The 15744-nt window shown below is 56.6% G+C and carries 10 protein-coding genes; all 10 read right to left on the bottom strand.

What is annotated here, in order from left to right:
- Positions 1-63: 63 nt before the first annotated feature.
- A complete protein-coding gene (locus GFR01_RS11970; protein ID WP_244902291.1) occupies positions 64-1347 on the bottom strand; it encodes a hypothetical protein in 1284 nt (427 codons plus the stop codon).
- 290 nt (positions 1348-1637) lie between these two features.
- Entirely contained in the window at positions 1638-4619 is a 2982-nt protein-coding gene (locus tag GFR01_RS11975) for an FAD-binding and (Fe-S)-binding domain-containing protein (protein ID WP_099182645.1), read from the bottom strand.
- Between the two features lie 92 nt (positions 4620-4711).
- Positions 4712-6538, bottom strand: coding sequence for a glutamine--fructose-6-phosphate transaminase (isomerizing) (glmS, locus tag GFR01_RS11980; RefSeq protein WP_099182646.1), 1827 nt, complete (start codon positions 6536-6538; stop codon positions 4712-4714).
- Complete coding sequence (gene glmU, locus GFR01_RS11985) at positions 6538-7872, bottom strand: bifunctional UDP-N-acetylglucosamine diphosphorylase/glucosamine-1-phosphate N-acetyltransferase GlmU (RefSeq protein WP_099182647.1); 1335 nt, start codon at positions 7870-7872, stop codon at positions 6538-6540. Before glmU ends, glmS begins: the two co-directional genes overlap by 1 nt.
- Positions 7873-7949: 77 nt before the next feature.
- Positions 7950-8774 carry a DUF3108 domain-containing protein gene (locus GFR01_RS11990; RefSeq protein ID WP_099182648.1) on the bottom strand — a complete coding sequence of 275 codons (825 nt, stop codon included), beginning with the start codon at positions 8772-8774 and terminating at the stop codon, positions 7950-7952.
- Entirely contained in the window at positions 8764-11208 is a 2445-nt protein-coding gene (gene gyrB / locus GFR01_RS11995) for a DNA topoisomerase (ATP-hydrolyzing) subunit B (protein WP_099182649.1), read from the bottom strand. The genes GFR01_RS11990 and gyrB overlap by 11 nt, the downstream gene beginning before the upstream one ends.
- Before the next feature lie 83 nt (positions 11209-11291).
- Positions 11292-12395, bottom strand: coding sequence for a DNA replication/repair protein RecF (recF, locus tag GFR01_RS12000; protein ID WP_099182650.1), 1104 nt, complete (start codon positions 12393-12395; stop codon positions 11292-11294).
- Positions 12396-12405: 10 nt separating this feature from the next.
- Positions 12406-13530, bottom strand: coding sequence for a DNA polymerase III subunit beta (gene dnaN, locus GFR01_RS12005; RefSeq protein WP_007282020.1), 1125 nt, complete (start codon positions 13528-13530; stop codon positions 12406-12408).
- 97 nt (positions 13531-13627) lie between these two features.
- Complete coding sequence (dnaA, locus tag GFR01_RS12010) at positions 13628-15043, bottom strand: chromosomal replication initiator protein DnaA (protein ID WP_099182651.1); 1416 nt, start codon at positions 15041-15043, stop codon at positions 13628-13630.
- A 315-nt stretch (positions 15044-15358) separates the two neighbouring features.
- Complete coding sequence (gene rpsT / locus GFR01_RS12015; RefSeq protein WP_015073962.1) at positions 15359-15628, bottom strand: 30S ribosomal protein S20; 270 nt, start codon at positions 15626-15628, stop codon at positions 15359-15361.
- Positions 15629-15744: the final 116 nt, after the last annotated feature.

A 15744-nucleotide genomic window follows, 5' to 3' on the forward strand; every position in this document is an offset into this window, starting at 1 on the left:
ATGCGCTCCCAAAAAAGCCCGCCAGAAAAACCGGGACGGGTGTAACACACCTCTCCGGATTGGTCAGGAGCCTCGCGCAGGAAGGTGATCGACGTTGTAAAGAAGGATCGTGTACCGGCCTTCTGACACACGAGCCGCTGGTGTGCCGAAAGTTTTGAGCGCACCAGCCTCAGTGAATGTCTCTTCAGGATGAGGAATCACGACGAAAAAAGCTTTATCATCAAAGCTGTGCCAGTTCATGCGTTTGCGAATATGCATGAAGGGGACAATGGTTCCGTCTCCCTGGGTCACAGCGGGATACACATGAAGCTTCCCCAGAGAGGCGACTTCGAGATTTCCAGAACTCCACCAGGTACCAATGCCGTTAGCCGGGAAGTCCTTCTCCAGGCGTTTGAGAAGCTGATTATCTTCCGTGCTGAGAATCCCCGTGGAGCATGGCGGCATGTCTCGGTAATCTGTGATCAGGGTCGCGGCCAGCACGGCTGCTGAGATGCAGACGGCCATACGACGTCGTGGCCAGACAAGAGCAGCGATACAGGCAAGATCGAGCCAGAGGGGAAAAAGATAGCGCGCCACTGCAACGGGGCTACCGTCAAGTGCAATGCGGTTACTAGCGGCGAGTGCCGTAAAGTCCAGCAAGGCAGAAATTACGAGCATGGAGCAAAAGGGATTGTCCCGGCCGCCGCTCATCCAGCCTGTCCGGGCGACACGGTAGGCTCCTGCCAGTGCAAGCACCACGAGGGACAGGCGGAGACACTCCGGGATGACCGTCCCGACGATCTGGCCTGAAGGCTCTGCACCATAGACCAGAAGGACAGAGCGGAAGGTTGTGAACAGATTGCTGCTGATCTGGTCCCAGGATGCGAATTTCGTTTCCAGTGGCTCGGTTTCGAAGCCTCCGGTTGCCGTATTTAAATGCAGGATGAATCTCGCCAGATTGACTGCGAGAAAGGTGGCAGTCACGAGCAGTGCGCGACGCCTCCACGAAACGTCTCTGGCGAGGAGCACATAAAGCAGGATGGCTCCTGCTCCCGTAACAGCCAGTAGTGGATCGCCAATTATGCCGAAGCAAAGCAGCAACGAAAGGATGGCCAGAGACCGGTAGGTGCCGACTGAAAGAAAACGATCAGCCCAGTGAAAGGTCCAGAGCCCATATAGCAGTGCGCCCATATGAATGGCCGAAAGCGTGATAAAATAAGCGATCGGCGAACGCATTAACGGGAAGGCCAGAACGGGCAATAAGAGTGCTGCAGCTCCCAGACGGGACTTGAAGTCAGAAAGTCGGACGAAGACTACGGCAAACGCTGATGTCACAACGCCGGTCCAGAGAATGGCAGGCTGAACCATCAACAGAAGTGGGCTCCCTGCAGGGTGGCCAAGTATGTGCCACAGGCCTGCAAGAGCGGCGCTTAATGGAATGTCAGACGTCCAGAAATCAGGGGGCGTCAGTATCCAGTCCTTCAGGCGCCAATTGCCATTGAGGACATCAAGCCCCGCCAGGAAATAAGACGCCTGATCGGAAGTCTTGGGCCATAGAGAGGAAACATGAATTGCAAGTAAGAGGTAAATCGAAAGTAACAGGATCGGAAAAATAATGGTCTTTGAAAATCGAGGATAGCGAACAAAATTATTTAAATTCATGATGTTGAATAGTCTTCCGGAATTTTCCTCTGAATGCGGGCAGAAAGAACTTCCACAGGATGTGCCGGACGCCTTCCGGCAAGTCGCTTCGCCTGACAACGACAGGAAAATCCTGTCGCCAGCACGTCGCCTTTTTCAGCCCAGTTCTGTTCGAAAATGGCTGCCGAGAGATCCGCATGCTCTCGTTCGTGACCAAATAGTCCAGCCATTCCGCAACATCCAGCCCTGCCAGCCTGAGCGTGTATGCCTAAATGTTGCAGAACGGTGACCCAGTCCTGTGCACTTCCCGGGCGTACAGCCTGTTCCGTGCAGTGTGATATGACAGTCAGGGCCATCGTTTCAGTGGTAGGGACGTTTTTCTTGATCAGGCCTTTTGCAATCTGGAGTTTCAGGAAGCCTTCCAGAGAAAGAACACAAGGGACGGCTTCCGTGCCTGCTATGTCCTTGTATTCCTGCTCGAACATCAGGCCGGTTGCAGCATCCAGAGAGACGACAGGAATATTGTGACGGCCAATATTGCGAAGCTGCCGAAGTGTCTCACGTGCGGTGGAGGTGAACCCCTTGCGAAAACCGCGGACGTGCCGTGCCTTACCGTTATTCCATACGGGCGTGACACGCACATCCATGCCGAGTGAAGACAGCAGAGCATAAGCGCTTTCGATAACGCCGCCGTCGAAAGTGCCGGTAAAGGAGTCCTGAATCAGGACTACAGAGCGATCATTCTTCCCTGCTTGCCGAAGCCATTCCCGTGTCAGAAGAGCTGTTCGTGGAAGAGACGCTGGCTTCAATGCTGGAAGATCAACCACTCCAACTCTTTTCAGAACTCCAGCCGATAGTGGATTTTGCATCAGAGCGTTGGCCAGTCTTGGCATCCGTCGCCCAATTCCGAGTAGTGGCTCCAGCCAATACACCAGATAGTCTCTCACCGGGCGCTGGCGGGTTCGGAAATATAGATCCAGAAACTTTGAGCGCATGGAGGGAATATCCACACGGATCGGGCACTGGGTCGCGCAGGCCTTGCAGGACAGGCAGGTATCGAGAGAGGCTTTAAGCTCGGCGGTCAGTTCTGGCAGAGCATTCTTGTCCGGGGCACTGTCTGGCAGGGAGTTCAGTCGTGCCCAACTGCGCAGAAGAGTAGCGCGTCCTTTAGGTGACTGGAGCCGATCCTTTGTCGCCTTATAGGATGGACACATCGCCATGTCTGGCTCGCGGTTGTAACAAGCCCCGTTGCCGTTACAGCTGACGGAAAGACCAAATTTTTCCCGCAAATCAGCGGAAATCTGTTCGTCGAACTGACCTTTGAACGGGACCCCGTCAATTCGGTCCACGGGATAGGCGTCGCCAACCGGAGCCAGCTTTCCCCGATTGAAAATATCTTCAGGATCAAAGACTTCTTTGATTTTACACAATTCTCTGAAAAGCTTTTCTCCGAAGAACAGCGGGGAAAATTCTCCACGATAGCCCCGTCCATGTTCACCCCACAGCAGACCGCCATGCTTCTTGGTGAGATTTGCAACGGCATCGGAAATCGGCCGGATTAGCGCCCGATCTTTCTCGGAAAGCATGTCCAGAAACGGGCGGACGTGCAGACAGCCAACATCGGCGTGTCCGAACATGCCATAAGACAGGTTGTGGCTATCTAGGATCGCCCGAAATTCAGCAACATAGTCGGCAAGGGCTTCTGGCGGGACAGCTGTGTCCTCTACAAAGGCCACGCCCTGTTTATGGCCATCAGGCCGCCCTAAAAGTCCGACGGATTTCTCCCGTAACGTCCACAGCTGATTGATGATCTCCTGATCTGAAACAGGTTTATAATCAATGACTTCATACGGAGAGCTCTCAAGAAGAGTCACCGCCTCCTGCATCTGTCGATGCAGATGATCGGCGTCATCTCCGACGAACTCCACGAAGCTCATACCTCGGACCGGGATTTCGGACCGGGCACCCAAAACGCTCTCGAGAGATTGCCAGACGATATCTTGTGATGCTTTTTCCAGCACCCGGTCATCAAGCACTTCGATAGCTGACGGATCGGACGGAAGAATGGTCTGAACGTCCCGTAGCGTATGATCGAAGCTGGCATAACGGACGACCAGAAGCTGCCTGAACTTTGGCAAACGTCGCACGCGCAGAACAATGCGCTTTGTCAGGGCCAGCGTTCCCTCAGAACCTGCGAGCAGTCGGGCCAGACTGAATTGCCCATCTTCCAGCAGGATATTCTGCAGGTTGTAGCCTGTGAGCCCCCGGTTCATATCTGGGAAGACCCGACGGATTTCGTCTGCCCGCTCCGTGATGACCCGATGAACTTCCCGGTAAATCCGTGCTGGAAGATCCTCTTTTGCCTCAACCTGCTTTAGAGCCGCTGGCGAGAGTTTTCCAACATGCAGATCAGACCCGTCAGACAACACCACGTCCATGGTTTCGATATAATCAGACGTGCGGCCATAGATACGGGACCCCTTGCCTGACGCATCGGTGGCAACCATGCCCCCGACGGTAGCCCGGGTTGCGGTTGAAACTGTCGGCGGGAAGAAATAGCCGTGCGGCTTCAGGAATGCATTCAATCTGGCCAGCACGACACCAGGTTCAACCGTAACCAGCCCTGCTTCAGCATCGAAATCCAGAATACGATCAAGATATCGAGCCACGTCTACGATGATGCCGGACGTCAGGGACTGGCCATTCGTGCCGGTACCTCCGCCCCGTACAGCGAGTGTCAAGCGTCCCCCGGCAGCCGCGCGAACGGCCCGATTCAGGTCTTCAATGGTGCGGGGGTAAATGACGAGCGTGGGAAGGCGTTGATAGATGCTGTTGTCGGTTGCCGCGACGAGCCGTGCAGAGACCTGAGGGGTGACGTCCCCCTCGAAACCTTCGGTGGCCAGTCGAGCCAGGAAAGTGTCACGGGCGGCAATTTCAGACGCGGCTAGAGTAAGACCAGAATGTCTGGTCTCTCCTGATAAAGCTGCATCGCCACCCATGGTTATTCTCCCCGTCTTCGCAGAGTGTTGAAGGGCTATCCTCCGCGAAATGAACCGTCTTGGAAAGCCCTGCCAACCGGAAGAAAATGTCCTTATTCCACCGTGACGGATTTGGCCAGATTGCGAGGCTGGTCCACATCCGTACCCTTCAGGAGTGCGACTTCGTAAGCGAGGATCTGAACGGGGATCGCGTAGAGAATAGGGGCGACAAACGCATCCACATCCGGAAGAACAACAATATGTTCCGCGATGCCTTCAAGCCGCTTGGCTCCAGCGGCGTCCGTAAATGCGAGAATACGGCCCCCGCGTGCTTTGGCCTCCTGAAGATTGGACAGCGTCTTGTCGAACAGGATGGTGGAGGGTGCGATGGCCACGACAGGAACGGTTCGGTCAATCAGGCTGATCGGGCCATGCTTCAGTTCACCGGCTGCATAAGCTTCTGCGTGGATGTAGCTGATTTCCTTGAGCTTTAGTGCGCCTTCATAGGCAATCGGCGTACAGATGCCGCGACCGAGATACAGGACGTCCCTGGCTTCTGCGATGACACGCGCCATGGCCTGAATGGCTTCAACCCGCGTGAAAACTTCGGCTGCGCGGGATGGAAGATCGAGGAGGTTAGCAGTCAGGCTTTCTTCCCGAGCCTTGTCGATCGTGCCGCGAGCCCGGGCGAAATCGATGGAAAGAGCTGCCAGAACAGAGAGTTGGGCGGTAAATGCTTTTGTGGAAGCCACCGAAATTTCAGGGCCGGCCACCATACCCAGAACCAGATCGCTCTCACGGCCCATCGTCGAATGTTCGACATTCAGAACCGAGACAATGCTTTGACCAGCCTTTTTGAGGCTACGCAGAACGCCGAGCGTATCTGCCGTTTCACCGGACTGGGAAATCAGCAATGCTACACCCTTGTCCGGCTGCGGCGCGTCCCGGTAGCGCATTTCAGAGGCGACATCGATTTCGACGGGAACGCGGGCCAGAGATTCAAGCCAGTAACGTCCGACCATGCCTGCATAAAAAGCGGACCCGCACGCAGTAATGGTGACGCGAGGGACTTGCGCCGGGTCAAATGGCATCTTCGGTAATGCGATCGTCTTGGAGGCAGGGTCCGTGATGCGCTGAAGCGTCTGTCCGATGGCGACCGGATGCTCGTGCAGTTCCTTCTCCATGTAATGGCGATAGCCGTCTTTGCCGACCTGCCCTGCCATAAACGCAATGTTCTGAATTGGGCGGCTGACTTCCTGACCTTCGCCATTGAAGATGATGACATTGCCAGGCGTCAGCTCGCACCAATCGCCATCGTCCAGATAGGTGATACGGCTTGCCAAGGGGGCCAGAGCTAGACTGTCAGAGCCAAGGAACATCTCGCCTTCGCCGTAGCCAACGGCCAGAGGTGCGCCATGACGTGCACCAATCAGCAGGCCGTCATGACCCTGAAAGATGATGGCAATCGCATAAGCGCCTTCAAGGCGCTTGATGGCGGCAAAAGCAGCGTCCCGAGGTGTTTTGCCCTGATCCAGATAGAAATCGACCAGATGGGCGACTGTTTCTGAATCCGTATCGGACAGGAAAATACGGCCCTGTGCTTCAAGCTCGGCCTTTAGCGTGGCGAAGTTCTCGATAATCCCGTTATGAACGATCGCGACCCGGCCAGCAGCGTGCGGATGAGCGTTGGTCTCGGTCGGTGCGCCGTGAGTGGCCCACCTTGTGTGGCCGATGCCTGTCGTGCCGCTGAGGGGCTCCGCCTTCAGAACAGCTTCCAGATTATCGAGCTTACCGGCTGCGCGACGACGATCAATGGTGCCATCCGCAGACAGGGTGGCGATGCCAGCGGAATCATAGCCGCGGTATTCAAGCCGACGCAGCGCTTCGAAAACGATCGGGGTGGCTGGACGATGGCCTACAACGCCACAAATTCCACACATCAGCCCTGCTCCTTTTTGGCTTTAAGGGTCTGTTTGATCTCAAGACCTCGACCTGGTTTGACGACCTGACGTGCTCGTCCGAACGCCAGACCTTCCGCTGGGACGTCTTCCGTGATGGTGCTTCCCGCAGCGATCAGCGCGTCGTCTCCAATCGTGACGGGTGCCACGAGAATGGAGTCCGACCCGATGAAGTTGCGTTCACCGATGATGGTGCGATGCTTGAAGTACCCATCGTAGTTGCAGGTTACGGTCCCTGCCCCGACATTGGTCTCCGCGCCGACGGACGCATCGCCCAGATAGGTCAGATGATTGGCTTTTGCGCCGCGACCAAGATCGACATTCTTGAGCTCGACAAAATTTCCAACATGCGTGTCTGCGGCGCAGACCGTGCCGGGACGCAGACGGGCATAGGGGCCAATCATGGCGTCATCACCGACTGTACATCCTTCAAGATGTGAGAACGCTCGGATCAACGCGCCGCTGCGCACTGTCACGCCCGGTCCGAAAAAGACGTTTGGTTCAACAACTACGTCAGCTTCCAGCACCGTGTCTGTACTGAAGAAGGTAGTCTCGGGAGATACGAGCGTCACACCGGCGTCCATGGCGGCAGTCCGAAGGCGCGCCTGAAGTGTCGCTTCTGCCTGCGCCAATTCTGCTCGGGAATTGACGCCTGCCAACTCGCTTTCGGGAGCTTCAACGCATTGCACCCCCCCTTGGGCTGCGGCCATGGCGACAACGTCCGTCAGGTAATATTCACCCTGTGCGTTGTTGTTATCGACAGCAGCGAGCCACTTCCGAAAGTCGTCTGCACCCGCGCACATGACGCCTGCATTGCACAGCGTAATCTCTCGCTCGTCTTCGGTTGCGTCCTTGAATTCTACAATCCGGCTGACACGGCCTTGCTCTTCGACAATCCGGCCGTAACGACCTGGATTGGCGGGACGCATCCCAAGAAGTGCAAGACTTGCGCCGCTCTGGCGAGCTGCTGTGAGTTTGCGCATCGTTTCAGCGATAATCAGAGGGTTGTCAGCATACAGAACGGCAATATCCCCTTCCCCGAAAAGGTCTTTTGCCATGTTGGTGGCGTGCGCCGTTCCCAGGCGATCGGTCTGCACGACCGTTCGGCAGGGCTGAACGGCTCGTTCAAGTTCGGGCATATCCGGCCCAACCACCACAACCACATCGTCAAAGACTTCGCGGGCAGTCTCGATCAGGTGTGTGATCATTGGGCGGTTCCCAAGACGATGCAAAGCCTTGGGAAGGCGGGACTTCATGCGCGTGCCGAGGCCCGCTGCAAGGATGATGGCTGTGGTGTGGCGTGCGGTATTGGTCATGTTCCGTCCCGGGTATCCAAACCACGCCAGTTCGTCAAACGATGGGTGAGCGATACCCCATCACTTCGGATTGCCGTTTATTGCGAAATGGTTGTGGCTGATTTTGAAGGTGGAAGCGGGTTCTGCATAACAACAGTCACATGTCCCAGCTTCGGATGATTGAACTCGATCCGAACGGGGACTAGCCCGATACCTTCAATATCTTTGAACCATGCCGATCCAGGCTGAGGAGTGGCCAGTTTTGCACGGTTTGGAGAGTCTTTGATAAATCCCGCAGTCTGCTGGCCAACGAAGTCACAGCGGAGCGCTGGAGTTCCGGAATAGGCTTGCTTGTGGGTCTGCGGAATATTCACCTGTGTCGGACCATGCACGGTCATTTTTGTCAGACGCAGCCCATCAAAAATGACTGCTGAGCCGTCACAGTGCCCCGTTTGGGTCAGGGTTTCCAAGAGGCGGGCCATGCCACTCAATGTATCAATCGTATGGGGCAGATCACTGTCCGGTACGGGGTCACGATCTGTCTCGATGGGTTCGAGAATATCAACATGCGGGGTGTTGCCGTTATAGGTCAGCAGAACCCGACGATGTTGGCCACGAGATAGGCCGCCGCTGTCATATCGAATAGGCTTAACATTTCCGCCTTCGATAAAGTCCCCTTCCACACGGGAACGGATATCCATCGTGACGAACCAGCTAATCAGTCCAGCCGGCCTGATATGCGTTGTGCCGCCATAGCCCCAGTGCTCGATCTGGTAAGATGCATCGGCGTCAAGCACATGCAGTCCCCGCAGATAGACCGCATAGGATGTGTTGACCTGACCGGCTGCGGCATGAGCGGTGGAGGCGCCAGTCACCAGCAGGAAGCCTGCGGTAGCCAGCGCCCGGAGCGCCTTAAACGTCAAGATTGGCCACCTTCAAGGCATTTCCGACAATGAAGTCACGGCGAGGTTCCACCACATCACCCATCAGGGTGGAGAACACCTGTCCCGCATCTTCCACGTCACCGATCTTTACCTGAAGCAGGGTACGGGTCGAGGGGTCGAGCGTCGTGTGCCAGAGCTGCTCGTCGTTCATCTCGCCCAGGCCTTTGAAGCGGTTGATCGTCAGGCCGCGGCGGCCCTGTGCGAAGATCCGGTCCATCACGTTGGAAGGACCAAACATACGGCTTTCAGTCTGGTCGAGACGTAACGTGGCAGGTGTGATGAAATCACGGGCGAGACGCTCCCCTTCAGCTGCCAGCCAACGTGCTTCAGCAGACTTCAGAACAGTCTGTTCAAGGCGGTAGATTTCGCTGACGCCGCGAACCGAACGGGCACACTCGATGCCGGTGCTGGACAGGGAAACTTTCCAGCCGCGTTCATTTTCGGGGGACGCCTCATCCAGCTTACGTTGGAAATCCGGAATGCGGTCACTGACAGTGGTTGGATCCAGTTCCAGAACGCGTGCAATGGCAGCCTGCTCCAACACCCAGACCGGGATCTTGGTCGCGATGTTCTTCAGGTTCTGGCTTGCAGCAATCAGGAAGCGGACCTCCTCGCGGAGTTCTTCGCCCGTCAGTTCCAGATTGTCTCCAAAACGCAGAGATGCATTCGCCAGAGCCTTGTCGAGCAGATATTGCTCAAGGGCCGCATCGTCCTTCAGGTAGCGTTCTTCCTGCCCGCGCTTCGCACGATAAAGCGGTGGTTGGGCGATATAGAGGTAACCCTGTTCGATCAGTTCAGGCATCTGACGGAAGAAGAACGTCAACAGCAGCGTACGGATATGGGAGCCGTCCACGTCAGCGTCAGTCATGATGACGATCTTGTGGTAGCGAAGTTTCTCAGCCGAGAAACCGCCCTGATCCACTTCGCCACGTCCGATGCCAGTGCCGAGAGCTGTAATGAGCGTTCCGATTTCCGCCGACCCCAGCATACGATCAAAGCGTGCGCGTTCAACGTTCAGGATCTTGCCGCGCAGAGGCAGAATGGCCTGGAAGCGGCGATCACGTCCCTGCTTGGCCGTACCGCCTGCAGAGTCACCCTCAACGATGAAGATTTCGGCCTTGGACGCGTCACGTTCCTGACAGTCTGCCAGTTTCCCGGGCAGCGAGGAGACGTCCAGGACACCTTTGCGGCGCGTCAGTTCACGGGCACGGCGCGCAGCCTCACGGGCGCTTGCAGCGTCAATGATCTTGGCGACAATTGCCTTGGCTTCCTTGGGGTGCGTTTCGAACCAGTGCGAGATCGAGTCAGCGGCTGTTGCATGCACAACGGGCTGAACTTCGGAGGAGACCAGCTTGTCTTTCGTCTGGGATGAGAACTTCGGATCCGGCACTTTGACGGAAAGGATTGCCGTCATGCCTTCGCGCATGTCTTCGCCCGTGAGAGAGCCTGATTCACGTTTGGCTACGCTCTCAGCATATTTGCCGACCACACGCGTCAGCGCCTGACGGAAGCCAGCCAGATGGGTGCCACCATCCCGCTGGGGGATGTTGTTCGTGAAGCACAGCATTGTCTCGTGATAGCTGTCGTTCCATGTGAGGGCGAACTCAACACGGATGCCGCTTTCGGCGTGGTCAATCGCACCCGTAATGGGCGGGGTGACGATGGACGTCTTTGATGAATCAAGCCACTCTGCGAATGCACTCAGGCCGCCTTCGTAGAAGAAGCGGACTTCCTTGCTTTCGGCATGGCGTTCATCACGCAGGATGATTTCCATTCCAGAGTTCAGGAAGGCCAGTTCGCGGACGCGACGTTCCAGGATGGAGAATTCGAACTCCACTTTGGTGAAGGTCTGCTTGCTTGGCTTGAATGTGACCAAGGTCCCACGAGGTTCGTCTGAGGGGCCGACAACGCTCAGGGCTTCGTCGCGCTCACCGTGCTGAAAGCGGATCTTGTGCTCCAGCCCGTTACGCCAGATACGAACGTCCATCCATTCGGACAGGGCATTTACCACTGCCGCACCGACACCGTGCAGACCGCCGGAAACCTTGTAGGAATTCTGGTTGAACTTGCCGCCGGCATGAAGCTTCGTCAGCACGACTTCTGCGGCACTGATCCCCTCTTCAGCGTGCATGTCGGTCGGGATGCCGCGACCGTCATCACGGACGGAGACGGAGCCATCTCCGTTCAGCGTCAGGATGCAGCGAGTGGCGTGTCCGGCCTGGGCTTCGTCAACGGCGTTATCGATGATTTCAAACACCATGTGATGAAGGCCGGAGCCGTCATCCGTGTCACCGATATACATGCCAGGGCGTTTACGGACAGCGTCCAGTCCCTTCAGTACCGAGATAGAGGAGGCGCCGTAATCTTCACCGTCTGCGCCTGGAATCTCCGGCTGGTTCTGGGTCTCTGACATGCGCGAGGCGGTCTCCGTGGAACTCTGAAAAATTATTGTCTTAATTATAGCGCGTCGAAGCCTGTGAGACCAGAGCGCGCACGCTACACAGGTTGGATATGGCCATCCTGAACATTGAAAAATCCGGCTTTTCCAGTAAGTGCCGAGAACGGATCGGCGTCCGTTCCGGTCAATATGACAGGGGTATTAAGAGCCCCCAAGCTGGCCAATAAGGCGTCTCGTCGTTGTTCATCCAGATGAAGGAGTGGTTCATCCAGAAGAATGGCAGGCGCCTCTCCCCTGCTCTGCTCAATCAACGCAGCATGGCTCAGCACAACACCAATCAGCATGGCTTTTTGCTGGCCGCTGCTTGAAAGCTCAGCCGAACGGCCAGTTTCCACGTCTGATAATAGGAAATCTGCTTTGTGAGCGCCCATGGATGTGCTGCCGCGCGCGCGATCTTCCCGTCGGCTATCGCGCAGTTTCGCCCGTATCCAGTCTTCCACCTGCAGCGCGGAGACACTCATCAGCTTCTGGCTGATTTCGCAATCCAGGTGCAGAGTGCTTTGGGGAAAATCGGCGCTGGGGAAAGGTTGGGCATTCATGCTTTCCACAAGGGATAGCCGGGCTGCTGACGCGGCCACGGCGTGGCGGGCGATGGAGTCTTCGAGAGAGGTCAGCCAAAGTTCCTCATTGGGGCGATCTGCCAAAAGCCGGTTTCGACTGGAAACGGAGCGTTCATGAGCGGCCATCTGGCGTGCATGGTCCGGGGTCAGCGCCATCACGAGGCGATCCAGAAATCGTCTTCGGCCGCCCGCACCTTCCAGAAAAAGACGGTCCATTTGTGGCGTCAGCCAGACGCAGGAAAAAACCTGCGCAATCTCGGCCTGCGAGCGAACGGCAGCGCCATCCAGTCTGAAGGATCGTCGGCTTTTTTCGGAAAGGTCGGCTCCAGTGCCCAGTAGGGTCTGGTCGATGCCGTGGGTCAGTGTGGCGGCAACGCCCCATTGACGGGCATCCGTGCGGCATAACGCCTGAAGGGGCGCGCTTCGCAGGCCGCGCCCCGGTGCCAGAAGCGACACGGCTTCCAGCATGTTGGTTTTGCCCGAGCCGTTTTCGCCGGTCAGGACGGAGATGTTTGTCTCAGGTTTCCAGACGGAATGCCGGTAGTTCCGGAAATCCGTCAGGGCCAGGCGCGTCAGTCTCAATGCAGACCGATCAGACCCGCATCGGCATCAGAACATACAGGGCAGACGGAGACGCCGTATCGCGCACCAGTGTTGGGGCGGAACTGTCTGCAAAAGCAAATTCGACCTCAACGTCAATCTGGTCCGTGATGTCTGTCAGGTAACGGGCCTGGAAACCTATTTCGATCGGCGGTGCGTCATACGTCACCGTGCTGTCATCCAGCTCTTCATGTGCCACCCCCTGATCGGGGCTGATGGCAGAGAGCGTCAGCATGTTGTGTGTGACTGACAGCTTCACTGGGCGTGAGCGCTCCTGACTGATGGCGGCAACACGCCCCACCGCCGCAGCGAAGTCTTTTTTCGTGATGCGAAGAATACGGTCATTACCCTTGGGAATGACGCGCTCGTATTCTGGAAATGTACCGTCAATGAGCTTGGACGTCAGCAGAACGGGTCCGGCCTGAAACTGGATGCGCGTGTCTGAAAGGGACACTTCCAGATCGGCCGCACCTTCATCCAAAAGCTTGCGAAGTTCTGCAACTGTCTTGCGAGGAATGATGACACCCGGCATGCCACGGGCGCCTTCAGGCAGTTCCGTTTCCACGCGGGCCAGACGGTGACCGTCCGTAGCAACGGCGCGCAGCATGGGGAATGTGCCGCCTTCAGCCACGTGCAGGTAGATACCGTTCAGGTAGTAGCGTGTTTCCTCATTGGAAATCGCGAATTTGGTGCGGTCGATCAGGCCACGGAGCGTTGCTGCCGGGATACGGAAACGATGTGGCAGGTCTCCAGCGACCATGGCCGGAAAATCATCTACCGGCAGAACGTTGAGGCTTGTTGCGTAACGTCCTGCCCGCAGAGCGAGTGGCGCGTCGCTTTCCGGGTGATCGAATTCGATTTCCACGCCATCTGGCAGCTTGCGGACGATTTCGAACAGCACGGCAGCAGGCACGGTGGTGGAGCCAAGGCGCTCACCGGTGGCTGCGATGTCTTCGACGACAGCAATTTCCATATCCGTAGCTGTCAGGCGAAGGATATCACCTTCATAGGACAGCAGGACGTTCGCCAGGATGGGAATGGTGTTCCGCTTTTCTGCAACGCCATGAATATGCGCCAGGGCCCGTTGCAGCAGGGTGCGGTCAACCTTGAATTTCATCGTTTTTTTCCCTGGGTCGGCAATCTTTAAGTTTTGCCGTTTCTTAGCAGACACCCGCTTGCGGTGAAAGATACCGATAGCGGGTTGTCGTCCCTACTTAGCCCTCAAGCATCCGGCGCATCAGCTCGACGTCTTCTGCGAAAGACGTATCCTGCTCCATCAGTTCTGCAACACGGTTCACGGCGTGCATGACGGTCGTGTGATCGCGGTTGCCGAATTTGCGTCCGATTTCCGGGAGGGATCGGCTGGTCAGTTGCTTGGCGAGGAACATAGCAACCTGACGTGGACGCGCTACAGCTCGCGCGCGTCGTGCAGAAGACATGTCCGTCAGGCGGATATTCCAGTGTTCCGCAACCTTGCGCTGGATTTCCTCGATCGTTACGCGGCGGTCATGAGCCTTGAGCATGTCCTTGAGGACATCCTGCGTCGTATCGAGTGTGACTGGCCGGCCAACCAGATCGGCGTGGGCAATCAGGCGATTCAGTGCGCCTTCAAGCTCACGGACGTTTGTCGTGATCTTGTGTGCCAGGTATTCCAGAACCTTGGACGGAACATGCGTGCCAGAGGCCTTGGCTTTCGCTTCCAGAATGGAAATGCGGAGTTCGAAGGTTGTGGCATGAATGTCTGCGACCATGCCACAGCCCAGACGTGTTCTCAGACGATCTTCAAGGCCTGACAGATCAGACGGGCTTTTATCCGCGCTGACAATGATCTGACGTCCGGCATCGACGAGGGCATTGAACGTATGGAAGAATTCTTCCTGCGTGTTGTCCTTGCCAATCAGGAACTGAAGGTCGTCGATCATCAGAACGTCAACGGAGCGCAACTGCTCCTTGAATTCCATGGTGGACTGGGAGCGGATGGCTGCGATGAAGCGGTACATGAACTTCTCGGCTGACATGTAGGCAACCGAGACATTGCCTGTTTTCGTCAGTTCCGAACCGATGGCATGCATAAGATGTGTTTTGCCGAGACCGACGCCGCCATAAAGGAAAAGCGGGTTAAAGCCAGGGCTGGAGGGCTTTTCAGCCACACGACGGGCGCAGGCATATGCAAATTCGTTCGGCTTACCAACGACGAAACTGTCGAAGGAAAAACGTGGGTCCAGAGGGACGGCAAGATCGCTGCGAACTTCGTGACTGACTGCAACCTGGGCCGTAACTTCTTCGACGGTGCTGTCGCTTTCCGTATCGACGGACGGGGGAACTTCGGGCAGGCCACGTTTGACCTGGAGTTCAATACCCTGAACATCCGTACGCTCGGTGCGCCATAGCGTCTGAAGGCGTTCTTCGTACTGGCTGCGAACCCAGTCCCGAAGGAATCGGGTCGGTAGATACAGGATGAGTTCACCATCCTCGATCGGACCCAGAACGATCTGCCGAAGCCAGGTGCGATATTCGACTTCGCCGACTTCGCCTTTCAGCTTTTCACGAACTTTGTGCCAGGAGGCTTCCAGAGGGCTCGCCGAGCCGGGGGCGGAGGCGCTGGCGTCCAGATACTGAGCGTTTTCCACCTATGGTACCCCCTTTCATTTCTGCCCCGAATGCGGTGGGGCATCTGTCATGGTTCCCTGCGCGCAGGGTAGATACGTCTTCAACGGGAAGCGGCCACGCAGGATTGTGCGGCGCTTCAAAAAAGCTGACGCTTTCCGGAGAAAACAGAGCCTCTGGCACTGAACTTGATCTGGTAGGATAGGCTTCTGCCCAGACCGAAGCAAGCTGGAACACGAAAGGTTCAGAGATGCCGAGGTGAGGTGTTGCAGTATGGTCAAAAAAGAACGCGCTCCTGGAAGGGAGCGCGTTCTTCAGTTCATACCCTGCAAAGGGGCTCAGGCGGTTGCCAGAGCCTTGATGCGAGCAGACAGACGGGACAGCTTGCGGCTGATCGTGTTCTTTGCGACGACGCCCTTGCCGGCAGCGCGCTGCATTTCAGGCTGTGCAACCTTGTATGCTTCGGCAGCAGCCGTCTTGTCGCCGGACTGGATGGCCTGTTCGACCTTCTTGATGAAGGTACGCATACGGGACATGCGGGCCACGTTGCGCTCGCGGCGGCGTTCGTTCTGACGGATGCGCTTACGGGCAGAAGCTGTATTTGCCATGGATCTTTCGGTTCAGTTAGCGGTCTTGTCGCGGAAAATGATTGGCGCCCTCTACCCGTCATGAACGGGGACGTCAAGCGTTTTACACATTTTATACACACTGGGCGCTCGGTATA

The organism is Gluconobacter frateurii (genome assembly GCF_002723955.1).
Classification (GTDB): Bacteria; Pseudomonadota; Alphaproteobacteria; order Acetobacterales; family Acetobacteraceae; genus Gluconobacter; species Gluconobacter frateurii.

Coding starts and splice junctions, on each gene's coding strand:
- GFR01_RS11970 (WP_244902291.1), bottom strand. CDS start 1,347: ATGGTTCAGCCTGCCATTCTCTGGACCGGCGTTGTGACATCAGCGTTT.
- GFR01_RS11975 (WP_099182645.1), bottom strand. CDS start 4,619: ATGGGTGGCGATGCAGCTTTATCAGGAGAGACCAGACATTCTGGTCTT.
- glmS (WP_099182646.1), bottom strand. CDS start 6,538: ATGTGTGGAATTTGTGGCGTTGTAGGCCATCGTCCAGCCACCCCGATC.
- glmU (WP_099182647.1), bottom strand. CDS start 7,872: ATGACCAATACCGCACGCCACACCACAGCCATCATCCTTGCAGCGGGC.
- gyrB (WP_099182649.1), bottom strand. CDS start 11,208: ATGTCAGAGACCCAGAACCAGCCGGAGATTCCAGGCGCAGACGGTGAA.
- dnaN (WP_007282020.1), bottom strand. CDS start 13,530: ATGAAATTCAAGGTTGACCGCACCCTGCTGCAACGGGCCCTGGCGCAT.
- rpsT (WP_015073962.1), bottom strand. CDS start 15,628: ATGGCAAATACAGCTTCTGCCCGTAAGCGCATCCGTCAGAACGAACGC.